Source organism: Streptosporangium sp. NPDC002544 (assembly GCF_040295965.1).
GTDB lineage: Bacteria > Actinomycetota > Actinomycetes > Streptosporangiales > Streptosporangiaceae > Streptosporangium.
Genome location: NZ_JBEOWJ010000013.1, coordinates 91,556 through 114,745, shown reverse-complemented (window position 1 = coordinate 114,745; position 23,190 = coordinate 91,556). Strand labels below are relative to the sequence as shown.

The window sequence follows — 23,190 nt, the reverse complement described above, 5'->3', positions numbered from 1 at the left end:
GGTCACCGGTCCTTCAGCCGAGGGTCGCGTGAGTCGTTGAATCGCACACCGGCGACCGTCGCCGAGAGCACGAGCAGCAGGATCGCCAGTGACGGGAACAGCGTCTGCCACCACGCGGTGGAGATCACGCCACTGCGCTGGGCGTTGAGGATGATCCGTCCCCACGACCAGGAGTCGGGGTCGCCGAGCCCCAGGAAGCTCAGCCCCGCCTCGGAGATCACCGCTCTGGCCGCGGTGAGCAGCACGCTCACCACGATCAGCGGCACCACGGCGGGCAGTACCTCACGGGTGACGATCCGCCAGCCTGTCGCGCCGAGCGCGCGGGCGCCGTCGATGTAGGGCATGGACACCACGACCAGGCCGTTCGATCGGATCAGCCGCGCGACCTCGGGCCAGGAGAACAGCCCGATGACGAACGTCAGCGTCGTGACGCTCGGGCCGACCAGCGCGGTCACCATGATCATGAGCGGCAGCAGGGGGAGCGACAGCATCAGGTCGGTCACCGTGGTGACCCAGGCGTCGGCCCGCCGGGAGTAGGCGCCGAGCAGGCCGAGGGCCGTGCCGATGACGATCGCGATCGCCGACGCCGCGATCGCCACCGTCAGGCTGACCCGGGTTCCCCACACCACCTGGGCGAACACGTCCTGGCCGAGATCGTCGGTGCCGAACCAGTGCGCGACCGACGGCGACCGCAGGATCTCGGAGCCGAGCCCGCCCGGCCGGTCCACGAAGAGCGGGCCGAGCAGGCCGGTCACCAGGAACACCAGCAGCATCGCGATCGACAGCGCGCCGCTGGGCTTGGCCAAGAATCGCCGGAGGCTCTTCATCGCCGACGGCGGGGTGCTCGCCGCCGGCTCGTCCAGCGCGACGGCACCGGCGGGCCGCACGTCGGGAGGCATCGCGCTCATGCGCGAATCCTCGGGTTGAGCAGCATGCTGACCACGTCGGTGATCAGGTTCGCGACGACCACGGTGATCGCGAGCATGATGAACGCTCCCTGCAGCAGCGGATAGTCGAGTTGGCCGACGGCCTCGTAGATCAGCCGTCCGACGCCGGGGTAGGCGAACACGGTCTCGGTGAGCACCGCTCCGCCGACCAGGGTGCCGAGCTGAAGACCCATCAGTGTCAGCGCCGGGAGGAACGCGTTGCGCAACGCGTGCCGCCACAGGGTGCGCTGCGGTGACAGGCCACGGCCGCGGGCGCTCTTGATGTAGTCCTCACCGAGGACCTCGAGCATGTTGGTGCGCAGCGTGAGCGCGTACGGCCCGAGCTGCACGACCACGAGGCTCAGCAGGGGCAGCGCGAGATGGTGGAACAGGCTGACGTACGCGTCGACGCCCCGGGTGTCGGGGTCGATCGCGCCGCCGATCGGGAACCAGCCGAGCCACGAGCCCGCGACCACGAGCAGCAGGATCCCGATGCTCGGGACGAACAGCGCGTGCCCGGTGATCCCGAACATCTGGACGATCCGGTCGACGCGCTTGCCGCGATGGGCGGCGGCGTACACGCCGAGCGGGATGCCGAGCACGATGGTCAGCACGAACGCCGAACCGGCCAGGAGCGCCGTCCACGGCAACCGCGACACGATGATGTCGGTGACCGGCTGGAGCTGCCTGAACGACGTGCCGAGGTTGCCCTGCAGCAACTCGGTCAGATACAGCCAGTACTGGGTGAGCATGGGTTTGTCCAGCCCGTACTGCTCCCGCAGCGCCTGCTGCATCTCGGGGGTCATGTCCCCTTCGACGACCAGAAGGGTGGGATCACCCGGCAGCAGTCGAAGCAGGAAAAACGTCACGGTGACCGCGATCCAGATGGTCAGGATCGCACGCATCGCCCTTCTGGCGATGAATCCAGCCATGGGGTGACCCCACCTCCTCTCCGTTCCTCGCCTCAGCCGACGGGCCGGACCTGCGACAGCGAGTAGCCGGTCACCATGCCGAGCAGATCGCTGGGCGAGGGCTGGAAGCCGGTGAACTTGGCGGCGTTGTAGGCGAACTGGATCTTCTCGACATAGAGCGGCGTCAGCAGCGCCTGCTCGTGCACGTAGCCGTCAAGCTCCTTGATCTTCCCCACGAACTCGTCGTGGTCGGTCGTGACGGCGGCCTCGTCGATGAGCTTGTCGAGCTTGGGGTCCTTGACCAGGTTGTAGTTGATGCCGCCCGGGTTGCTCGACAGGTACGTGCTGCGGAGCTGGTCCATCGGGTTGTCGAAGACGGCCCACTGCGAGACGTCGATGTCGTAGTCACCGCTCTTGGTCCTGCTGAGGAACGTGTTCCGCTCGACGCACGACGCGACGAGTTCGACGCCGGCCTTGGCCGCGTCCTCCCGCACCACCTGGGCGACCCGGGTCAGGTTCGGGTTGCTCTGGTCGCAGACCATTTCCAAGGACAGGCCGTCGAGCTTCCCGTCGCCGTTCTTGTCCGCGTACCCTTCCTCTTCGAGCAGCTTGCGCGCGGCGGCCGGGTCGAACGGGTACGGCTCGAGCTCGGTGTTGTCGTACTCCCCGAAGATCGGTGAGATCGGGCCGGTCATCGCCGAACCCTCACCCTGCAGCACCGTCGAGATGATCGACTTGGTGTCGACGACCATCGACAGCGCCTGCCGGACCTTCGGGCGGGCCAGGTGCTCGTTGGTGACGTTGTAGGTGATGTGGGCGAAGCCCAGCGAGCCGACCTCCTGCAGCTTGATCTTCTCGTCGCCCTTGAACGAGGCGACGGCCGAGGCGGGCACCGGCGTGCCCATCAGGTCGATGTCGCCGTTGCGCAGCGCGAGCTGCATGGTGTTGACGTCCGGGTACAGCCGGTACTCGACGGTGTCGACGGCCGCGCCGCCCGCGGGCGCGTAGGGGTACTTGTCATTGCGCGTCATCACGTAGCGCTGACCGGGCGTGGCGCTCTTCAGGATGTACGCGCCCGCGCCGACCCAGTCGGAGTTGTTGGCGAACTTGGTGATGTCGCCGGCCTTCTCGAAGATGTGCTTGGGGACGACGGACATCCAGAAGCCCACGCCTTCGGCGAACGGCGCGTAGGGCTGGCTGAGCTTGAAGACCACCGTGGTGGCGTCGGGCGTCTCGATGCCCTCGACCCAGGTGAGCTTCGCGGCCACGTTCCCCAGCTTGTTCTTCATGATCGTCTCGGCCGAGTACTTCACGTCGGCCGACGTCACCGGGGTGCCGTCACTCCACACGAAGTCGTCGCGCAGGGTGAAGACGACCGACTTGCCGCCGTCTTCGTGGGTGTACTCGCTGGCGAGCTCGGGGACCTTCTTGGCGTTCTCGTCGATCCGCAGCAGGTGCGGGTACATCGCGTTGAGAATCCAGTTGTCGGTCTTGCTCAGCGACTGCAGCGGGTTGAAGTTCGCGACGTCGGTGGTGGTGCCGATGCGCAGCGTGGTGGAGCTGTCGCCGCCGGCCGGCTTCGAGGCCTCCTGGCCCTCGTTGAGGCCGCACGATGTGAGCGTCAGCGCGGTCACGACGGCCGTGACGGCGCCGGACAGGCGTCCGAGGGTACGCATGTTCACCAGACTTCCTTGAGTACGCGCAGGATGTTCCCGCCGATGACCTTGCTGATGTCGTCGTCGCCGTAGCCGTGCTTGACGAGCCAGCCGACGATGTTGGTGAAGTTCTCCGCCGGGTTCTCCATACCGGCCACGTACGGCACCCGCGGGTGCTCGACGTGTCCGTGGGCCTGGCCGATCGAGAGGTGACCGGTGAAGGAGTCGTGCAGCCCCACGTGGTCGCCGAAGTTGGTGTCGGGGCCGAAGGCGACGTGGTCGATGCCCACCAGGTCCACGCAGTAGGTGAAGTGGTCCATCACCGACTCCAGGGAGTGTTCGCGGTGTTTTTCCGACAGCGTGGTGTGCGGGGCCGCCTCCAGGCCGATGACGCCGCCGCGTTCGGCGCAGGCCTTGATGACCTCGTCGGGCTTCATCCGGTTGGTCGGCCAGATGGCGCGGGCCCCGGCGTGGGTGATGAAGACCGGTACGGTCGAGTGCTCGATGACCTCCAGGCTCGTGCGGTCGCCTGAGTGTGAGATGTCGATGGCCATGCCGAGCCTGTTCATCCGCTCCACCGCGCGGCGGCCGAAGTTGGTCAGCCCGGCGTCGGCGCGTTCGGCCAGCCCCGAGCCGAGCTGGTTGGCCTGCGAGTAGGCGATACCGATCTGGCGGACGCCGAAGCCGTACAGGATGTCCAGGCGATCGAGCTCGTTCTCGATCATCGTCGCCGCTTCCAGCCCGGCCACCAGCGCGAGCTGCCCGCCCGCCTTGGCCTTCTCGATCTCCGCGACCGTGCGGGCCAGGACGACGAAGTCCTGCTTGGCGAGGTCGGCGAAGCGTAGGCCGAGGTCGTAGATGACGTCGTCCCACTTCCAGCCGTGCTCGCTGGTGACGCAGTTGGTGCCGTTCATGAAGTTGTCGAAGAGCGCGGTCATGCCCGAACGCGACAGGCCCTCGTACCCGAGCACGTTGCGCCCTGTCCGGTTGTAGTCGCGCAGTTGCGTGACGTCCGCGGTCAGGACCTTGGGGTGCTCGTGCAGCGAGATGGCGATGTGCTCGGTCAGGAGGCGGCTGACTCGCACGGACTGCTCAGCCGACAGGCCCAGGTCGTACGCGGGAACACGGTCGAGTTCGGGGGCGAGGTCGAAGACCTTGAAGTCGGTATGTGGCTCCAGATAGTCGAACGACCGGTATCCCCGATAGCGATGGTTGGGGGGCTGCATGGGAGCACCTCCGAAAGGTTTGACCTTAAACGTCTGAGGTGCAACCTTCCATAGGAGACCTCTGGGCTACAAGAAGCCGAATGTGACATTCGGGTTACGGCGGTCAGGTGTACGGCGCGGGTCCCGGGGGTGTCCGGTGGCGAAACACGGGGCGGGGACGGAGTTTTCGCGCGGTCGCCGGGTTGGCGGAGATCTGTGGGTATGAGCGGGATCACACTTGGTGGATCGGCCGATATCTCACATGGTGGTCATGTAATCACAGATCGTGACACTCGGGATCGTGTCGGGCTCGCGAGAACCCCTCATCCAAGGGGGAGAGGCAGCCGCTCAAGCTCAGGCTCTCGCTCCAGGCCCGGCGTTCGCCGCCGGGTGCCGGATCGGCCGGGTACGGGCGAAGACGGTCGAGTGCGCGTTCCGGGGAGCTTGCCGGGTCCGCTCGGCGAGCCGGGAGGGTGTCAGTCCTTCTTGCGCTGGCGGATCAGGCCCATGAACCCCGGGCTGGGCTTGAACTTCGCCGTCCAGGTCTCCGCGATCTCCAATGGCTCGCCGGTCTGTGGGTTGCGCCCGGTCCGTGCGGGTTTGTGGACGATCTCGAAGGATCCGAACCCGGGGATCGCCACCTTGTCCTCGGCCGCCACCGCGGTCTGGATCGTCCCCAGGATCGCGTCGAGAGCCGCGGCCGTCTGCCGTCGGGTGAGCCCGGCCTCGGCGGCGGCCTTCTCGATCAGCTCGCGCTTGTTCATCACATCTCCTTGAGCGTGGAGACCCCGGGCCTCAAGCCGTGGGGAGGAGGTCAAGGAGAAAGTTAACGCCATCCCCACCCGATGAATCGAGCCCCGCCCTCCATCGGTCGCCGGTGGGACGGGGCCCGCCCGGTTCGTGGGACGGGCACCCGCCCCCGTTCAGCGGTCGGGCTGGGCGGCCAGCCGTTCCGCCTCGGTGTGCAGTGCCTCGACGAGGATGAGCTCCAGGCGGAGATCTTCGTCAACGAGGCCGACCAGAACATCCATCGAGCCTCCCTGACTAGTCTGACGCCCCAGTGACCGCAGAAGTTGACAGTCGTACCGAACTGGACTCGGTCGTGGTACGACCCTGAGCGTTCGCCTACGCGGGGACGAGCTCCGCCAGATCGACGTGCTCTCCGACCTCGCGGATGTTCATGCAGTACGCCACGAGAACCCGCCGCCCGTCGATCCGGCGGGTGACCAGCAGACAGGGGCCGTCGTGAACCACGATGGCCTCAACCTCTATGCCCTGAGGGCTTCGCCAGATACCCATGAGCCCGAGGCTACGGAGGGCCGGGTAAGGGCGGGGTAACCAAACGGGCATATCGTGATGCACAGTACGGGTCATGTGGATCTATCCGTAGGCTCTCCGATGATTAACCCAGTCGCTTTGGGTAACAGGACGCTGGAATTACCGTCATCAGGGAGAAAACACCATGGCTTTGCCCAAGCTCACCCCCGAACAGCGTCAGGCCGCTCTGGTCAAGGCCGCCGAGACCCGTACGGCCCGTGCCAAGCTTCTCGCCGAGGTCAAGAACGGTGCCCTCAGCCTGGAGCAGCTGCTTGGCCGCGAGGACGACATCGCCAGGCGCATCAAGGTCTCTCAGGCTCTCCGGGCGCTGCCCGGAGTCGGAACGGTCAAGGCCGCGCAGCTGATGGCGCAGGCCGATGTGGACGAGGCGCGCCGGCTGGGCGGTCTCGGCGCCCAGCAGCGCCGCAAGCTCATCGAGGCCGTCGGCCGCTGAGGCGCCGCCCGCCCCCGCGCGGTCGCGCCTGGGACGCGCCGCGGAGCGCGGGACGGGTACGGGAAGGCCCCGCCGTACGGATCAGGGGGAGATCCGCACGGCGGGGCCTCGGTCGACGACCTGGTCATCGCGCTCGCCCGGGGAACCGTTCCATGCCCCGGAAGTCGTCTGGGCGAGCCCGGTCCGGAGAGTCAGTGAGCCTCTGCGAACTGCTCCTCCTCCGTCGACCCCTTCAGGGCCGTGGTGGAGGAGTCCGGCGCGATGGCCGTGCTGACCAGGTCGAAGTATCCGGTGCCGACCTCGCGCTGGTGGCGGGTGGCGGTGTAGCCGCGGGCCTCGGCGGCGAACTCGGCCTCCTGGAGCTGGACGTAGGAGGTCATGCCGTCCTCGGCGTAGCCCCTGGCGAGGTCGAACATCGAGTGGTTCAGCGAGTGGAAGCCCGCCAGCGTGATGAACTGGAACTTGTAGCCCATGTGGCCGAGCTCGCGCTGGAACTTGGCGATGGTGGAGTCGTCCAGGTGCTTCTTCCAGTTGAACGAGGGCGAGCAGTTGTAGGACAGCATCTGGTCGGGGTATTCGGCCTTGATGGCCTCGGCGAACTCGCGGGCCACGTCCAGGTCCGGGGTGGAGGTCTCCATCCAGAGCAGGTCGGAGTGGGGCGCGTAGGCCAGGCCGCGGGCGATGCAGGCGTCCACGCCGTTGCGGACCCGGTAGAAGCCCTCCGCGGTGCGGTCGCCGGTGGTGAACGCCTGGTCACGGGGGTCGACGTCGGTGGTCAGGAGCGTCGCGGCCTGGGCGTCGGTCCGCGCGATGACCAGGGTCGGCACACCCAGCACGTCCGCGGCCAGGCGGGCGGCGCTGAGGGTCTTGATGTGCTGGCCGGTGGGGATGAGCACCTTGCCGCCCAGGTGGCCGCACTTCTTCTCCGAGGCGAGCTGGTCCTCCCAGTGCACGCCCGCGGCACCCGCGGCGATCATGCCCTTCATCAGCTCGAAGGCGTTCAGCACGCCGCCGAAGCCGGCCTCCGCGTCGGCCACGATCGGCGCCAGCCAGTGTGGCGCGTCCTGGTCGCCCTCCGACCAGGTGATCTGGTCGGCGCGCAGCAGCGCGTTGTTGATCCGGCGGACCACGGCCGGAACCGAGTTGGCCGGGTAGAGGCTCTGGTCGGGGTAGGTCTGCGCGCCGAGGTTGGCGTCGGCGGCGACCTGCCAGCCTGACAGGTAGATCGCCTTCAGGCCGGCCTTGACCTGCTGCACGGCCTGGTTACCGGTCAGCGCGCCAAGGGCGTGCACGTAGTCCTCGGTGTTCAGCAGGTCCCACAGCCGCTCGGCGCCGAGCCGGGCGAGAGTGTGCTCCTCCTGGACGGACCCCCTGAGTCGAACCACGTCCTCGGCCGTGTACGTCCGCTCGGTGCCCTTCCAGCGAGGGTTGGTCTCCCACTCGCGCCGCAGCTCGTCTGCGGCTCCCTTGAGGCGATCACTCATGGTGTAACTCCTTTTCGTCCCCTGGGTGCCTTACCTCGAGTGTGTGCCTCGACAAAACGGTCGAACAAGGCCGACTCCAGCGAAAGAATGAAGATTCTTCCCCTGTCATCAATACTCATCGGTATTCAGATGGGAAGAACTTCATAGTTTTCGCTATGGACTAGACCAATTCCGGTGGCGCGCTTTGCGGCTTGCCGGTCGTGGGTCGCCGGAGGCCGCCGCTCGGGATTTCGCCCCGCGGTCGCCACCGCCGTCACCGCGGTGCCCTGAAGGTCACGGCCCCCCGCCTCCTCCGCCCTGCGGGGCCGGCCGGAGTTTCCGGCGCGGGTGCTGCGGCGTTCTCCCAGGTGGCGCGCGTGGCTGTGAAATTTCCTAGGAAATTTCGTTTAGCATCGTGCTATGGCATCTTTGGTGGGTGAAGAACCGCTTTCCTTGACGCAGGAGCTCGATCTCATCGCGTTCGGCCAGCGTCTCAGGCACCTGCGCAAGCAGCGTGGCCTCACCCTGTCCGACCTGGGGGAACGGGTGAACCGCGCGCCCAGCCAGCTCTCCCTGCTGGAGAACGGCAAGCGCGAGCCGAAGTTGTCGCTGCTGAAGTCCCTGGCCGCCGCGCTCGGCGTGCCGATCGAGGAACTACTGCGCAGGCAGGCCCCCAACCGGCGGGCGCAGCTGGAGATGGCCCTGGAGGAGGCGCAGCGCGACCCCCTGTACGCCGGGCTCGGCCTGGCCAGGCTGAAGGTCTCCGCGCGCGTCCCCAACGACGTGCTCGAACACATCCTCGGCCTCTACGGGGAGTTGCGCTCACGCCAGGCCAAGGGCACCGCCACCCCCGAGGAGGCCCGTGCGGCGAACGCCGAGCTCCGCCGCAAGCAGCGTGAGCAGGGCAACTACTTCGCGGAGATCGAGCGGGCCGCCGCCGAGGCGCTCGCCGCGGTCGGCTACCGTTCCGGAGCGCTGTCGCAGAGCACGGTGCAGGCGCTGGTCAGCCACTTCGGCTACACCGTGCAGACGGTCCAGGACCTGCCGCGCACCGTGCGCTCCATCTCTGACCTGCGCAACCGGCGCATCTACGTCAAGCACGAGCAGGTCGGCATGCACACCCCCCGCACGATCCTGCTGCAGACCCTCGGCCACCTCTCCCTCGGGCACCACAAGCCCCGCGACTTCGCGGACTTTCTGCGCCAGCGGACCGAGGCCAACTACTTCGCCGCCGCCGTCCTGGTGCCCGAGGCGGCCGCCGTGCCGTACCTGAGGGAGGCCAAGAAGGACCGGGCGCTGAGCGTGGAGGACCTGCGCGACGTGTTCGCCGTCTCCTACGAGATGGCCGCGCACCGCTTCACCAACCTGGCCACCCACTTCCTCGACCTGAGCTGCCACTTCGTCCGCAACAACGCCGGCGGGATCATCTACAAGGCGTACGAGAACGACGGCATCGTCTTCCCCGCCGACGAGCAGGGGGCGATCGAGGGCCAGCGCATGTGCCTGCAGTGGTCCGGGCGCCAGGTCTTCCTGTCGCCCGACCGCTTCTCCGTCTACTACCAGTACTCGGACTCGCCCACCGGCACCTACTTCTGCGTCGCCCACGTCGACCCGTCGCGCGAGCGTGACTTCGCCATCACCCTCGGTGTCCCGTACCGGGAGTCGCGCTGGTTTCGCGGGCGCGAGACCACCAATCGCACCAAGTCGGACTGTCCCACCGGCGACTGCTGCCGCCGCCCGCCCGCCGAGCTGACCCAGCGCTGGGAGGGATACGCCTGGCCCTCGGCCCGGGGCAACTCCCACATCCTGGCCGCGCTGCCGCCCGGATCCTTCCCCGGCGTCGACGAGGCCGACGTCTACACCTTCCTGGAGCGCCACGCCATCCGCTGAGCGCGCGATCCGGGCACGGTGGTCACTCCGAGGGCGGGGGCGTCCGGCGCAGCGTCAGGGACGGGTGGCCGTGGAACCGGTAGGCGCCCGCGCTGTCGGGGGCCTGCCCGCGCATGGAGCGCAGCACCTCGGCCGGGGGCTCACCGGTGAAGCAGCGCCGGTAGAACTCCCGGGCCAGGCCCCCGCCGACCGGCCAGAGCGGTTCGACGACCCCGCTCGCGCCCGCGAGCAGGAACGCCTGGGCGTCCCCTGGTTCCTCCAGGAAGACGAACGGGGCACCGGCCAGGTCACGGCCCAGCGCCTCGGCCGCGGATCCGCCGGCTGTGAGGTGGACGATGTCCGGCCCCTGGCCGAGCACGCCCAGGACGTCGCCGAGCGCGGAGGAGACCTGCGTGGCACCGTACTCGGTCACCAGCGGGTGCGCCTGCGCCTCGTCGTACACCACCGCGACGTGATCCGCCCGCGCGCTCACCGGGGGCGGCAGCTCGGGGCGCCGGCCACCGAGGGGCCAGCGGCCGGTCACCGTCTGGCAGTTCAGATAGCGGGGGAGCGACGGATCGTACGGATGCTCCAGCACGGCCAGCTCCCAGGGCACGTGCGGCTCCTGGGAGAGGAACAGCACGCTCGGGCGGCGCGGTGCCACCCGGCCGGCCACCGCGTTCAGTAGTTCCCAGAAACCCCGGGGCACGCGCGAGCCGACCTTCCGTCCCAGTTCCTCGGAGAGGCGGCCCTGTTCGGTCAGTTGCCGGCCGAACTCCGAGGCCCGCATGCCGAGGTCGCAGAGCTCGGCCCGGTCGGGGGTGACGAAGTGCGGCGACCGGTAGGTCCACCACAGCCGTCCCGGCTCGTCACCGTGGACGATGGACACCGTGACGTCCGCCGGCTCGCCCACGAGGGCCGGACGGATCCGGGTGCCGGCGACCGGCTCGGGTGGCTCCTCCCGGCCGAGCCTGCCGGGCGAGCCGTGCAGCGTGATCGAGCGCAGGCCGAACCCGACCACCTGGCCGCGCACCGAACAGATCGCCTGGATCTGCCGGGCGACCTCGGGCTCCTGCTGCGCGAGGGCGACAAGGTTGACCACCGCGCGGGGGTAGGGCGACGCCGCGTCGACGCGCAGCCGTACCTGCCATCCGCCCGGTGCGTCGAAGCCCTCGGCGATGAGCTGGATGTCCAGATCGACCGGCTCGCGCGGCGCTGCGGTGCCGTCCTGCCCCTGGCCCGGGGCGACGCCGATCGACACCTCCGTGCCCCAGCCCGAGACCGACTCGGTGGGCGCCTCGATCAGCGGGATCCCCTCCCACTCCCACTGGGACTCGGGCGCCGGGGCGGGCGCATCCCCGCGCCGCCTGCGAAAGGCCCCGGTCAGCCGGTTGAGCATCGAGGAACCTCGGCTCCCGGCGGGCGGCGTCGGCGGTGCCTGCGGGGACGGTGCCTGTGGGGACGGTGCCTGCGGTGCGGCGGGGCCCGCCTGGTCGGGGCGCATCCAGTCGACGCTCATGGCGCCGGTGGGGGGCAGGTTGTCGTATCCGCCGTCGTACGCGGCCCCGAGCTCCTGCGGGCCCGTGTCGGCGAGCATGGGGACCACCTGCTCGGCGACGAGGCCGTGGTCCAGGTTCAGCAGCGCGGAAAGCCGGTTCCAGGCCGGGCCGTACTGGGCGATCAGCATGATGATCGCGTCGGCCAGTTGCCCCGGAGGCCGGCTGCCGGCCTCTGCCAGCAGCGGATCCAGCCGGTCGCGAAGTTCCGCGGAGGCACCCCCCATCAAGCTGTCGAGTTCGTCGCGGACGGCGCGTGCCGCCCGCAGCACGGCTACCGGGTCCATGCCTTCCCTCCTCGTGCCGGACTGGACTGATCTTCCCACCTGCGCGGTGAGGACGGGAGCCGGTACTTGTGCGGAATCAGCGCCACATAAGGTGATACCCGTAAGTACCGAGGTGATGGGAAGGGTGGGCTGTGCTGCCTGAGGTCGAGGCATGGCTACGCGAGCGCACCTCATCCTCGGGCGACTGGTCGCTGCCGGAGCTGCTGAGAGCCAAGGGTGAGACGACGATCAGCGTCGTGTTGCCCGCGCGCGATGAGGAGGAGACGGTCGGGGAGATCGTCACCGCGATCCGCCACGACCTGATGGAGGCCGTGCCGCTCGTCGACGAACTCGTGGTCATCGACTCCCGCTCCGTCGACGACACCGCGGTACGCGCCGCGCGCGCCGGGGCGACGGTGATCGCGCAGGACGAGATCCTGCCCGACCTCAAACCGCTGGACGGCAAGGGCGAGGCGCTCTGGAAGTCCCTCGCCGCGACCTCCGGCGACCTGCTCGTGTTCATCGACGCCGACCTGCGCGAGTTCCGCACGTCCTTCGTGACCGGGCTGCTCGGCCCGCTGCTCGCCGACGAGGCGGTGGTCTACGTCAAGGGCTGCTACGACCGGCCTCTGCAGAACGTGCAGAGCGGCGGCGGCCGGGTCACCGAGCTCGTCGCGCGCCCCCTGCTCAACCTGCACTGGCCGCTGCTGGCCGGATTCGTGCAACCCCTCGCCGGGGAGTACGCCGGGCGCAGGTCCGTGCTGGAGAGCGTGCCCTTTGTCACCGGCTACGGCGTGGAGCTCGGCCTGCTGATCGACCTGCTCGACCTCGCCGGGCTCGACGCCCTGGCCCAGGTGGACCTGGGCCGCCGGGTCCATTCCCACCAGTCGACGGAGGCGCTCGGCGGGATGGCCGCCCAGATCCTGCAGACCTCCTGGTCGCGCCTGGAGCGCCAGAACATGATGGTCTCCCTGCACAGCCCCTCTCCCCGCCTGGCCCAGTTCCGCCGGGGCGCGAGCGGCCACCAGGTGAGCGTCCGGGACGTCGCCGTCGCCGAACGCCCGCCGATGATCACTGTTCCCGGCTACCGCTCCGCTCGCTGACCACGCCGTACGAGCGTGATCCCGGGCGGCGTACGGAGCCCGCGATGCCGGGGAGCGCGTGGCCCGGTGGCATTCCCGCACGGCGGTGGACGGAACCCGCGACGGCGGTGAACGAGGCCTCCGGGAGCGGGGCCGCTCGCCGGTCGGTGCCGGAGAAGGGGCGGTCCTCCGGTTGCGCGGAGCGATCCGTCCGCCGGTAAAGTTCGGGTGTTACCGTTGGTAACGCACCCTGAGGAGGCGTGGACGATGAGCGAGAGCGGCTTCTGCCCGGAGCTGAGTGACGACGTGCGCGAGGTGCGGGACTGGGTGCACGACTTCGCCCGCTCGGTGGTCCGCCCGGCCGGGGCCGAATGGGACGAGCGCGAGGAGACCCCCTGGCCGATCATCCAGGAGGCCGCCAAGATCGGGCTCTACTCCCTCGACTTCTTCGCCCAGCAGTGGTTCGAGCCGAGCGGGCTCGGGCTGACCGTGGCCTTCGAGGAGCTCTTCTGGGGGGATGCGGGCATCGGCCTGTCCATCGTCGGCACCGGCCTGGCCGCCGCGGCCCTCTCGGCCAGTGGCACCCCCGAGCAGCTGGGCGAGTGGCTCCCGCAGATGTTCGGCACCCCCTCGGAGGTCAGGCTCGGAGCGTTCTGCGCCTCCGAGCCCGAGGCCGGCTCCGACGTGGGTGCCATCCGCACCCGCGCCGTCCCCTCGGGCGACGACTGGATCCTCAACGGTGTGAAGAGCTGGGCCACCAACGGCGGCATCGCCGACGTCCACGTCGTCGTCGCCTCCGTCGACCCGTCTCTGGGCACCCGCGGTCAGGCGTCCTTCGTCGTCCCGGCCGGCACCCCCGGTCTGTCGATGGGCCAGAAGTTCAGGAAACACGGCATCCGTGCCTCCCACACCGCCGAGGTCGTCCTCGACAACGTGCGCGTGCCGGGCTCCTGCCTGCTCGGCGGCAGGGAGAAGCTCGACGCCAGGCTCGCCCGCGTCCGCTCCGGCGAGCGGGCCGGGGAGCAGGGCGCGATGCGCACCTTCGAGACCACCCGCCCCTCGGTGGCGGCCATGGCGGTCGGCATCGCCCGCGCCGGATACGAGTACGCCCGCGACTACGCCCGCGAGCGCGAGCAGTTCGGCCGCAGGATCGGCGAGAACCAGGCCGTCGCCTTCCTGCTGGCCGACATGGCCACCCGCGTCGACATCGCCCGCCTGATGACCTGGCGTGCCGCCTGGATGGCCCGCAACAACCGCACCTTCGGCCAGGCCGAGGGCTCCATGTCCAAGCTGGTCGCCGGTGAGACCGCGGTCTGGGTCACCGACCAGGCCATCCAGATCCTCGGCGGGGCCGGCTACACCCGCGACCACCCGGTCGAGCGCTTCCACCGCGACGCCAAGATCTTCACGATCTTCGAGGGCACCAGCGAGATCCAGCGCCTGATCATCGGCCGCGCCGTCACCGGCCTGCCCGTTCGCTGAAAATGCCCGTTTCAAGAAACCGGCTCTGAGCGGCGTTTTGGACCCCTGGTCCGTCACTGGTCCGTCAGAGCCGGAAATGCGTCTCAAGCGCCCGTGCCGGGCAACCGCGCCGAAGTCACACAGAGTGATGGTCGGGGTCGAGGGGCACCCGCTGCAGTAGACCTCGAAGGCGGCTGCGGCGGTCGTGCGGAGCGCGAGCCCCGATCGTCCCTGCCTGGCTCCAGGGATCAGAAGTTATGGGCGATGATCGTGTTCACCAGGTCCGGCCCGGGGAAGTCGGCCACCACTACGCCGGTCCTGGGCACGCTCCCCGTGGCCAGGTAGGTCAGCGCCCGCTCGTTCATCCCCGTGACGCCGAGCGCGCCGTAGGCGATCGACTTGGGCAGTGCCCCGCCGGAGGCGCTGAGGTGGTTGACGTAGAGGATTCCGCCGGCGCCGGCACCCGCCTGCTCGAACTGGGCGCGCGCGGCGTTCCACTTCTGGGGGATGTGGAAGAGCGTCGGCAGTTGGTAATCGTCCTGGAGGTCCATGCGGTCGCCGTTCCAGCGCGGCCCGTAGCCGTGACCGCTGCCGAAGTCCTGCAGGATGACGATGCGCCCTCTGGTCTCCCCGAGGGTGGGGATCCGGCCGTCGTATCCTGCGGGCGGCCGCCACAGATGGTCACGCAGTAGGTCCCGTGTGTCGGGGTTGTCGTTGATATACCAGTTCAGGGTCTGCTCGTAGCTGCGGGTGTTCTCGGCGGCCGTGTGCTCCTGCTTCAACCGCATCAGCACCGACTCCCGGGGGTGGCCGGCCAGGAAGGCGGCGACCGAGCGCACCACGTCGGTGAAGTTGGCGCGCAGGTATTCGGCGCCGTGGTGGATCGGGAAGGCGTCGCGGTAGTGCCGGGTCCGGATGTCCAGCATCCGCACACCGGCCTGAAGTTGGACGGGCAGCGCGCTTTCCTGGGTGAGTGAGATGATGGACGCCTGGTACGCCATGGTGTCGTGCGTACCCGGGATCGACAGCGCGGCCAGGCTCGCGCCGTCGGGGAGCCCGCTCATCCAGTCGGGGTTCGACGCCAGCTGCAGGTCGCCGCTGTGCCGGCCGGCCGCCCACGCCGGGGCGGCGGGTGCGGCCACGGCGAGCGCCATGGCGACGATGAGCGAGATGAACGTGGCCAGGACGCGCAACCCGCCCCGGCGGGCCGGGGCGGGCGGACGGGGAGCCAGGGTGATCACGGTGCCTCCGTGGGGGGATGGGGAGCACGCGCCAAGTAACCCTACTGATCAGTAAGGTGGCGGGAACAGCATGGCACGGTGAGGGCGGCGGAGCCAGGCCTGAAGCCGGGCCGACCGGCCCCAGGCCCGGCGAGCTCCGGTCAATCGCTATGCCCGGCTGTCGCAGCTCGGCCGGGCTGCCGTACCGCTTTTCCCGGGACTCCGCCGGTTTCATGCCGAACAGTGTCGGCCCCCACCGGGTTTTGGTCGCGACCGGGTCTTTTCCATGATCGTTTGCCTTGCCGGTCGGACGATGGTGGCCGGGGGCTCCCTCTTTCGAGGGGATGAGCGAGGTCCAGCGCCTGATCATCGGCCGTGCCGTCACCGGCCTGATGCGGCGTGCTGTGCGGCGCGGTGGCCGAAGACGACGGCGAGGGCGATGGTCGAGCCGGGGCCGGGGCAGATGTGGCCCGAGGCCAAGGCGGTGGTGTTGTCGTGGTGATCGTGTCGCGGTGAATCGCGGCGGCCGAGCCTGCCCGCCGTACTTGTGGCGGGGGGACCGGCGTCGTGATCCGTCGAGCGGTCATGGCGCTTCCGATAGCAACCGGACCATATGGTCCGGTTGCTATCGGAAGCGCTGTGACTGTCACGCGTCGACCCAACAGAGGACCCAGCGCCGCGGCGGAGAACCGGGCGGCGCTGATAGCGGCCGCCCGCGAGGTCTTCGCCGACGCCGGATACGACGCACCGCTCACCACGGTCGCCCGCGTGGCCGGGGTCGGTCAGGGAAGCCTCTACCGGCACTTTCCGGACCGCATCAGCCTCGCGCTGGCCGTGTTCCAGGACAGTGTCGCCGACCTGGAGGCGCTGGCCGCCGAACCCGGCACCACCCTCGCCGACATGCTGGCTCTGCTCACCGAGCAGACCATCGCCTCGACCGCGTTCATCGACATGGTCAGCGTGCCCTCGGCCGGCGATCTTCGCGTCGTCGAAGTGCGCGACCGGGTGGCGGACCTGCTGGCGGGCACACTCGCCGAGGCCCGGCGCGCCGGTGAACTCCGCGAGGACGTCACCGCCGATGACCTGGTACTGGCCGTCGGCATGCTCGCCGGGCTCCTCGCCAGGCTCCCGGCCTCCGAGCGGCGCACGACCGCCGAACGGGTGTGGACGCTGCTCCGCCACGGGATCGAGCCCTGACCGGGATCACCCGGCCCAGCCGGTCGGCGCCGAGCGCCTGACCGGCCTCGGGCAGATGAGTGCCGCACGACTCGCGGACGGGCCGGGGCGGAGGTGAGATGAGGTCTCTCACCTGACAGGTTCGCGACGACCGCTTCGGCGAGGTGGCGGCCTGGTGCCCGGTGTCACCGATGGGTCGATGCCGGCTCTGCTTCGATCGTTCGGAAAGGGGCGGGCGTCACAGAGGTGTGGCGCGTACCCACCCGCGGTCGTCGTTCAGGAATCCGGAGATGGTCAGGCCCACCTGGTTGAGGGAGTGTTCCAGATAGTCGTCGTCGAGGCGGTGGCTGACGAAGGTCTGGGTCCAGCGCCGCTCGCCGATGGTGTACTCCATGGTGGCGTCGAGCAGGTCGGGGGCGGGGCGGCTGACCTGCGTCATTCTGACGGTGCGATCGGGGCCGGCATCGCGTTCGAACGGCTGGACGGTGTCGTACCACTCGGGGGGTTGGCGCTGCAGGATGACGCAGCCGTCGGCGGAGACGTGCGCGCCGCAGGTGCGCAGGAACGCGGCGCGCAGGTCGTCGTCGGCGGTTTCGATGACGAACGACATCAGCAGCACGAGGTCGAAGGTCCTGGGCAGGGCCAGGGTCTGGATGGGAGAGCACACGGTCTCGGCACCGCGGATGTGGGCGAGCATCTCGGGCGACTCGTCGACCGCGACGACCTCGTGCCCGAGTTCCAGCAGGCGGTGGGTGATCCGGCCCACGCCCGCACCGAGTTCGAGGATGCTCGCCCCGGCCGGGATCGAGGCATGGATGAGTTCGGGCTCGCCCCTGGGGGTGAGGGTGGTGTAGTAGTCGACCGAGCAGCCGTCCGGGGTGATCGGGCCAGGGCCCGTGCCGTGGTAGAGCCGTCGTGGAGTCATGATCTCCATTCTGTGCGGCGGCGCGCCGGGACGCGGGCCGAGAGAACGGGGTTATGACCTTCACGTGATGGTCGCTCCCGGGCACCGGCCGGGCCGTCCGTCGTCGACGACATCACGTGGCGAAGCCCATCCGATGGCGGGGAGGCGATCTCCGGTTCGGCCCGCCGGGGAAGCCGTTGAGGATTCCCGATCACCGCACCAGCTCGCCGCTGGTTGTATGCAAAAGCCTGTCATTTTTCTCCCATAGTGCCACTGTGGGGGAAAATTTGATAAGGCTGTATACATGTCGACAGTCGATAGCCTGCGCGGCCTGATCCTCAGTGGTCACTACGAGCCGGGTGACCACCTCGGTGAGGTCGAGCTGGCCGAGGCGCTGGGCGTCAGCCGGACCCCGATCCGCGACGCGCTGCGGCGCTTGCAGGCCGAGGGACTGGTCGAGATCACGGCCAACAAGGGCGCCAGAGTCGTGGTGTATCCCCGCGCCGATCTGGAGACGATCTTCGAGCTGCGCGCCAGGATCGAGGGGCTGGCCGTCCGGCAGGCGGTGGCCGTCGCGACCGAGCAGGACATCGCGGGCCTGCACGAGCTGGCGACGACCCTCGCCGAGCACGCCGGCCGCCGCGACGTCGAGGCGGTCTACCGCCTCAACGCCGACTTCCATCAGGCACTGGTCAGGCTCGGCGGCAGTCAGGTGCTGGCCCAGTCGATCAGCTCGCTGGTCCACTCACCCGTGTTGCTGCGCACCTACGGAGCCTTCGACTCCGAGGCCATGCGCCGCAGCGTCAACCATCACATCGAGATCGTGGCGGCCGTGCGCGCCGGAGACCCCGAATGGGCGGAGGCCGTGATGCGCGCCCACCTGTTCTCCGCCCGCGCGTCCCTGCTCGGTCCCCGTCGTCAGGAGAACAACACTTGAGAGGCCTTCCGCTCGGAGACATCCGAGTCGTCGAGCTCGGCCAGCTGCTCGCCGGGCCGTTCTGCGGCCAGCTGCTCGGTGACTTCGGCGCTGAGATCATCAAGGTGGAGGACCCCGGCCGGGGCGACCCCATGCGCCAGTGGGGCCGGGAGAAGCCGTACGGCCGGTCGCTGTGGTGGCCGGTCGTGGCCCGCAACAAGAAGTCGGTCACCTGCGACCTGCGCACCCCCGAGGGGCAGGACCTGCTCATCAGGCTGGTGGAGCGGGCGGACGTGCTGCTGGAGAACTTCCGGCCCGGCACGCTGGAGCGCTGGGGCATGTCCCCGGCCCGGTTGCACGAGATCAACCCCCGCCTGGTCATCACCCGGGTGACCGGGTTCGGTCAGAGCGGCCCCTACGCCCCCCGAGCCGGATACGGCTCGATCGGCGAGGCCATGGGCGGCATCCGCCACGTCACCGGCGACCCCGACCGGCCGCCGGCGCGCGCCGGCATCTCGCTGGGCGACTCCCTGGCCGCCACCCACGCCTGTGTCGGCACGCTCGTCGCGCTGCACGAGCGTGAGCGCAGCGGCAGGGGCCAGGTCGTCGACTCGGCGATCTACGAGGCGGTGCTCGCCATGATGGAGTCGATGGTGCCCGAATGGCAGCAGGCCGGCTACCAGCGCGAGCGCACCGGCACCGTGCTGCCCAACGTCTCGCCCAGCAACGTCTACCCGACCGAGGACGGCGACACCATCCTCATCGCCGCCAACCAGGACAGCGTCTTCACCCGCCTGGCGACCCTGATGGGCCGGCCCGAGCTGGCCGCCGACGAGCGCTACGCCACCCACGGCGCGCGCGGCGCGAACATGGCCGAGCTTGACGAGATCATCGCCGCCTGGACCGCGGGGATCCCCGCGGACGAGCTGCTTCGGTCGCTGCACGAGGGCGGTGTCCCCGCCGGGCGGGTCTACACGGCCAAGGACATGTTCGCCGATCCGCACTTCGCCGCCCGTGAGGCCATCGTCCGCGTCCCGCACCCGGACTTCGGCGAGCTGGCCATGCAGAACGTGGTCCCCAAGCTCTCCGACACCCCCGGAAGCGTGCGCAGCGCCGGGCCCGCGCTCGGGCAGCACAACGAGGAGGTCTACCGCGGGCTCCTCGGCCTGACGGAGGCGGAGTTCACCGGCCTGTCGGCTGCCGGAGTCATCTGAAACAGAGGGAGCCCTCCATGTCCCACCACCCCGCCGTCCGCGTCCTGGCGCCCGAGGAACCTCTCGCGCGCCGCGCGGAGGGTGCCCGCCATCCCCGGAGCCGCGGGTGATCAGGGACCACGACGAGGTGTACGGGCGTTTCCGCGGACACGCTCGTCATCGTGGCCGCCGGCCGAGTGCCCGCCGACGACGTAGTTCACCGGCAGGGCCCTGCCGTTCGGCGGGGTGATCGCGCGAGAGCCGAGCCGGTTGCCCAGCGCCGGGTTGCCGTTGCTCATGTCGGCGTCCACGCAACACCGTGGCGCCCTTCTCGGCGATCGCCTTGCTGGTGTTGCGCGGGTGCGAGCAGTTGCGGCTGAATCCGTGCCGTTCGGCAGGTACCAGGTCAGGTTGTGCGAGGTTCCCGCGATGGTCGTGGAGTCGGTGCTACCGGCCCTGCCACGCGGGGACGTCGTCCTCGTCCCACTCCAGTTCGTCGATCAGGTCGACCACCCCGTGGACCCGCAGCGCCATCCGGGCCGCGATCAGCGCGTCACTGTGCCGTGCCATGTGACCGCTCAGCTTCGCGATGCCCTGCTTGACGGTGACCTTCACCTGGGAGGTGTCCACCCACAGGGAGTGATCGAGAACGTCCTCCCTGATCTCGCGGGCGATCTCGTCGTCCGTGCGCAGGAACACCTTGAGCAGGTCCTGACGGCTGACGATGCCCTCCAGCCTGCCCTCACGGTCGACCACCGGCAGGCGCTTGACGCCGCGCTCGTCCATCAGCCGCATCGCCGACACCACCGGGGCGTTCGGGGTGATGGTCACGGCGGGCGCGGTCATCAGCTCGGCCGCGGTGTCGCCCTGGGACTTCTCCTTGGCCGAACGCCCCTCCCGGCTGAGCCGGTACCGCAGCCGGGCACGCAACGGCGGCCGGTAGCCCTCGCGGTAGTACTGCTCCTTGAACTCCTCCTTGGCCAGCAGGTCCGCCTCCGAGACGACGCCGAGGACATGGTTCTCGGCGTCGACGACCGGCACCGCGCTCACCCCGTGGGCGATGAGCACCTCGGCGACGTCCTTGAACGGCGTGCTGCCGTTGACCGACGCGACAGCTCGCGTCATGACCTCGTTCACCTTCACGCGCATCGTTTCCTCCTCGAAGGGATGGAATCCTCTCCTTCATTGGACAGCGGGACCCGTCCCAGGGTGAGGGTCGGAAGTCCTTCATCGGTGGTCTTTCGGTCCTGATGAGGCATTCGGCGTTCGGGTTCGATTGACAATACGCAAAGTGTGATGTGCAATATTTCGCATGCCGGTCCCGAAAAGCCAAGGTCTCGTCGCCAGATCCCTGCTGCGGGAGGACGCCTACCGTGCCCTCCGCGACGCGATCGTCGACGGCACCCTCGCGCCCGGCGAACGTCTCAACGACGCCGATCTGATCAGCTGGCTGGGCATCAGCCGCACGCCGATCCGCGAGGCACTGGCCCGTCTCGAACAGTCGGGTCTGGTGCAGACGAAACCGGGCCGGTTCACCATCGTCAGCCCGCTGGACGACAGGGAGACCCGCAACGCCCAGTCCGTCGCCGCGGCCATGCACGAACTGGCCGTGCGCGAAGCGGTGCCGGTGCTGTCGGGTGAGGAACTCGACCTGATGCGTCAGGCCAACGAGCGGTTCGCCGTGGCGCTGCGGCGCGGTGACGTCGACGGGGCGCTGGCCGCCGATGACGATTTCCACCAGGTCGCCGTCACGGCGTGCGCGAACAACGTGGTCAGGTCGGTGCTTGAGCAGGTCACCCCCGCGCTGCGCCGAGTCGAGCGGCTGCGCTTCTCCTCGCTCACCGGCAGGGGATCCGTGGAGATGCACGACGAGATCATCGCGCTGTGCGCGGCCGGGGACGCCGACGGCGCCGCGCTGGCCGCGCGGGCCAACTGGCAGACCCTCGCACCACTACTGGACTCGGCGACCGGGGACGCGGCCGGCGGCGCGTGGAAACTCTCAAGCTGAATCGCCCCGGAAACTCAAGGAGCACGACATGTCCCTCGCGGACTTTCCCCGCTATCCCCTGCTGTTCGGGCCGAGCCCGGTGCACCCACTCGATCGACTCACCGCGCACCTGGGCGGAGCGCGTATCTGGGCCAAGCGGGAGGACTGCAACAGCGGTCTCGCCTTCGGCGGCAACAAGACCCGCAAGCTGGAATACCTGATCCCCGAGGCACTCGCCCAGGGCGCCGACACCCTGGTCTCCATCGGCGGCGTGCAGTCCAACCACACCCGCCAGGTCGCGGCGGTCGCGGCCAAGCTGGGGCTGAAGGCCCTGCTGGTCCAGGAGAGCTGGGTCGACTGGCCCGACTCGGTCAACGACCGGGTCGGCAACATCCTGCTCTCCCGGATCATGGGCGCCGAGGTGCGGCTGGTCGACGAGGGGTTCGACATCGGCTTCAGGGACAGCTGGGAGCAGGCCCTCGCGGAGGTACGGGAGGCGGGGGGCGTGCCCTACGCGATCCCGGCAGGGGCCTCCGACCACCGCCTCGGCGGCCTCGGCTTCGCCAACTGGGCCTACGAGGTCCAGCAACAGGAGCGAGAACTCGGCGTGTTCTTCGACACGATCATCGTCTGCAGCGTCACCGGCTCCACCCACGCCGGGATGATCGCCGGGTTCGCCGGTCAGGACCGTCCCCGCCGGGTGATCGGCATCGACGCCTCCGCCAAGATCGAGGCGACCCGGGCGCAGGTGGAGAGGATCGCCCGCAACACCGCCGAGCTGATCGGTCTCGGGCGCGACCTGCGGGAAGACGAGATCACCGTGCTGGAGGGCTGGGCCGGCGACTTCTACGGCATCCCGGTCTCCTCGACGCTGGACGCGATGCGGCTCACCGGCGGTCTGGAAGGAATGATCATCGACCCGGTGTACGAGGGCAAGTCCATGGCCGGGCTCATCGACCTGGTCAAAAGCGGTGAGATCGGTCCGGACTCCAACGTGCTCTACGCCCACCTCGGCGGGCAGCCCGCAGTCAACGCCTACAGCGCCCTCTTCCGCTGACTCCCGCGTCCCCGCCCTCCTGGCCACGGAGCTGAGTTTTGTCGGTGCCCGCCATTAGGGTCACCGAGAACCCCGTGTGAAGGAGGGCGGATGGCCGAGCCCGATGTGACGATGGCCAGGATCGGCCAAGGGATGGCGCTGGGCCAGAGCGGCGAGCGGGCAGCCGCCCGCAGGCTTTTCTCCGAGCTGTGGCAGGAGATCGGGGCGACCGGTGATCCCCTGCATCGCTGTGCTCTCGCCCACTCGATGGCAGACGTCCAGGACGACGCGCACGAGGAGCTGCTCTGGGACCTGCGGGCCCTGGAGGCGGCAGACCTGATCACCGACGCACGGGCGCGGCAGGCGGGCGTCACCGGCCCCGCGAGCGGGTTCTACCCCTCCCTGCACCTCAACCTCGGCGACGTCTACCGCAGGCTCGGCGATCTCGATCGTGCGCGCGACCACCTCCGGCGCGGGCGCGCCGCCGTCGACGCACTCGGTGACGACGGGTACGGGCAGATGATCAGGCAGGGTCTCGACCGCCTCGCCGACCGCCTGCAGACCGCCTGACGGCCCGGATCTCGTACGCGGCC

General features: G+C 69.4%; 22 protein-coding genes. 10 read left to right on the top strand and 12 right to left on the bottom strand.

Annotated features, from left to right (window positions below; translation table 11 throughout):
• Positions 1 to 2: 2 nt before the first annotated feature.
• The 6 genes from ABT061_RS21345 to ABT061_RS21320 form a co-directional block, all read right to left on the bottom strand.
• Positions 3 to 908, bottom strand: coding sequence for an ABC transporter permease (locus ABT061_RS21345; RefSeq protein ID WP_350920369.1), 906 nt, complete (start codon positions 906 to 908; stop codon positions 3 to 5).
• On the bottom strand, positions 905 to 1,858 hold the full coding sequence (locus ABT061_RS21340) for an ABC transporter permease (protein WP_350920366.1): 954 nt from the start codon (positions 1,856 to 1,858) through the stop codon (positions 905 to 907). Before ABT061_RS21340 ends, ABT061_RS21345 begins: the two co-directional genes overlap by 4 nt.
• Positions 1,859 to 1,890: 32 nt before the next feature.
• A complete protein-coding gene (locus ABT061_RS21335) occupies positions 1,891 to 3,513 on the bottom strand; it encodes an ABC transporter substrate-binding protein (RefSeq protein ID WP_350920632.1) in 1,623 nt (540 codons plus the stop codon).
• Positions 3,514 to 3,515: 2 nt separating this feature from the next.
• The gene (locus ABT061_RS21330) at positions 3,516 to 4,718 is read right to left on the bottom strand and encodes a dipeptidase (protein WP_350920364.1); all 1,203 of its coding nucleotides are present in this window, start codon (positions 4,716 to 4,718) and stop codon (positions 3,516 to 3,518) included.
• A gap of 455 nt (positions 4,719 to 5,173) precedes the next feature.
• Complete coding sequence (locus tag ABT061_RS21325; protein ID WP_030909250.1) at positions 5,174 to 5,461, bottom strand: HU family DNA-binding protein; 288 nt, start codon at positions 5,459 to 5,461, stop codon at positions 5,174 to 5,176.
• 361 nt (positions 5,462 to 5,822) lie between these two features.
• Entirely contained in the window at positions 5,823 to 5,996 is a 174-nt protein-coding gene (locus ABT061_RS21320; protein WP_350920360.1) for a hypothetical protein, read from the bottom strand.
• A gap of 163 nt (positions 5,997 to 6,159) precedes the next feature.
• Between ABT061_RS21320 and mihF the strand changes: the two genes are divergently transcribed.
• On the top strand, positions 6,160 to 6,468 hold the full coding sequence (mihF, locus tag ABT061_RS21315) for an integration host factor, actinobacterial type (RefSeq protein WP_350920357.1): 309 nt from the start codon (positions 6,160 to 6,162) through the stop codon (positions 6,466 to 6,468).
• 191 nt (positions 6,469 to 6,659) lie between these two features.
• Here the strand turns inward: mihF and aceA are convergent, their stop codons facing one another.
• On the bottom strand, positions 6,660 to 7,952 hold the full coding sequence (gene aceA / locus ABT061_RS21310) for an isocitrate lyase (protein ID WP_030909255.1): 1,293 nt from the start codon (positions 7,950 to 7,952) through the stop codon (positions 6,660 to 6,662).
• 399 nt (positions 7,953 to 8,351) lie between these two features.
• On the opposite strand from aceA, the gene ABT061_RS21305 reads away from it, so the two are divergent.
• Positions 8,352 to 9,821: a helix-turn-helix domain-containing protein gene (locus ABT061_RS21305; RefSeq protein ID WP_451935806.1), complete on the top strand. Its 1,470-nt coding sequence runs from the start codon at positions 8,352 to 8,354 to the stop codon at positions 9,819 to 9,821.
• Between the two features lie 22 nt (positions 9,822 to 9,843).
• Here the strand turns inward: ABT061_RS21305 and ABT061_RS21300 are convergent, their stop codons facing one another.
• The gene (locus tag ABT061_RS21300; RefSeq protein ID WP_350920354.1) at positions 9,844 to 11,643 is read right to left on the bottom strand and encodes a hypothetical protein; all 1,800 of its coding nucleotides are present in this window, start codon (positions 11,641 to 11,643) and stop codon (positions 9,844 to 9,846) included.
• Between the two features lie 131 nt (positions 11,644 to 11,774).
• Between ABT061_RS21300 and ABT061_RS21295 the strand changes: the two genes are divergently transcribed.
• On the top strand, positions 11,775 to 12,725 hold the full coding sequence (locus tag ABT061_RS21295; RefSeq protein WP_350920351.1) for a glucosyl-3-phosphoglycerate synthase: 951 nt from the start codon (positions 11,775 to 11,777) through the stop codon (positions 12,723 to 12,725).
• A 246-nt stretch (positions 12,726 to 12,971) separates the two neighbouring features.
• Positions 12,972 to 14,186: an acyl-CoA dehydrogenase family protein gene (locus ABT061_RS21290; protein ID WP_350920348.1), complete on the top strand. Its 1,215-nt coding sequence runs from the start codon at positions 12,972 to 12,974 to the stop codon at positions 14,184 to 14,186.
• A gap of 227 nt (positions 14,187 to 14,413) precedes the next feature.
• On the opposite strand, the gene ABT061_RS21285 is transcribed toward ABT061_RS21290, so the two are convergent.
• On the bottom strand, positions 14,414 to 15,406 hold the full coding sequence (locus ABT061_RS21285) for a phosphatidylinositol-specific phospholipase C (RefSeq protein WP_350920345.1): 993 nt from the start codon (positions 15,404 to 15,406) through the stop codon (positions 14,414 to 14,416).
• 618 nt (positions 15,407 to 16,024) lie between these two features.
• Between ABT061_RS21285 and ABT061_RS21280 the strand changes: the two genes are divergently transcribed.
• Positions 16,025 to 16,582, top strand: a complete 558-nt coding sequence (locus ABT061_RS21280; RefSeq protein WP_350920342.1) for a TetR family transcriptional regulator — start codon at positions 16,025 to 16,027, stop codon at positions 16,580 to 16,582.
• A 217-nt stretch (positions 16,583 to 16,799) separates the two neighbouring features.
• Here the strand turns inward: ABT061_RS21280 and ABT061_RS21275 are convergent, their stop codons facing one another.
• Positions 16,800 to 17,486, bottom strand: coding sequence for a class I SAM-dependent methyltransferase (locus tag ABT061_RS21275; protein WP_350920339.1), 687 nt, complete (start codon positions 17,484 to 17,486; stop codon positions 16,800 to 16,802).
• Positions 17,487 to 17,769: 283 nt separating this feature from the next.
• Between ABT061_RS21275 and ABT061_RS21270 the strand changes: the two genes are divergently transcribed.
• Positions 17,770 to 18,402 (top strand): GntR family transcriptional regulator, encoded by a 633-nt coding sequence (locus ABT061_RS21270; RefSeq protein ID WP_350920336.1) that lies wholly within the window; start codon positions 17,770 to 17,772, stop codon positions 18,400 to 18,402.
• Complete coding sequence (locus tag ABT061_RS21265) at positions 18,399 to 19,595, top strand: CaiB/BaiF CoA transferase family protein (RefSeq protein ID WP_350920333.1); 1,197 nt, start codon at positions 18,399 to 18,401, stop codon at positions 19,593 to 19,595. Before ABT061_RS21270 ends, ABT061_RS21265 begins: the two co-directional genes overlap by 4 nt.
• A gap of 110 nt (positions 19,596 to 19,705) precedes the next feature.
• Here ABT061_RS21265 and ABT061_RS21260 read toward each other — a convergent pair whose 3' ends face one another.
• Both ABT061_RS21260 and ABT061_RS21255 read right to left on the bottom strand, forming a co-directional pair.
• Complete coding sequence (locus tag ABT061_RS21260) at positions 19,706 to 19,885, bottom strand: hypothetical protein (RefSeq protein WP_350920330.1); 180 nt, start codon at positions 19,883 to 19,885, stop codon at positions 19,706 to 19,708.
• A gap of 136 nt (positions 19,886 to 20,021) precedes the next feature.
• Complete coding sequence (locus tag ABT061_RS21255; protein WP_350920327.1) at positions 20,022 to 20,723, bottom strand: CBS domain-containing protein; 702 nt, start codon at positions 20,721 to 20,723, stop codon at positions 20,022 to 20,024.
• Between the two features lie 163 nt (positions 20,724 to 20,886).
• Between ABT061_RS21255 and ABT061_RS21250 the strand changes: the two genes are divergently transcribed.
• The 3 genes from ABT061_RS21250 to ABT061_RS21240 all read left to right on the top strand — a co-directional run bounded on the left by ABT061_RS21250 (position 20,887) and on the right by ABT061_RS21240 (position 23,167).
• Entirely contained in the window at positions 20,887 to 21,582 is a 696-nt protein-coding gene (locus ABT061_RS21250) for a GntR family transcriptional regulator (RefSeq protein WP_350920324.1), read from the top strand.
• 28 nt (positions 21,583 to 21,610) lie between these two features.
• Positions 21,611 to 22,618 carry a 1-aminocyclopropane-1-carboxylate deaminase gene (locus tag ABT061_RS21245; protein WP_350920321.1) on the top strand — a complete coding sequence of 336 codons (1,008 nt, stop codon included), beginning with the start codon at positions 21,611 to 21,613 and terminating at the stop codon, positions 22,616 to 22,618.
• Positions 22,619 to 22,708: 90 nt separating this feature from the next.
• A complete protein-coding gene (locus ABT061_RS21240; RefSeq protein ID WP_350920318.1) occupies positions 22,709 to 23,167 on the top strand; it encodes a hypothetical protein in 459 nt (152 codons plus the stop codon).
• Positions 23,168 to 23,190: the final 23 nt, after the last annotated feature.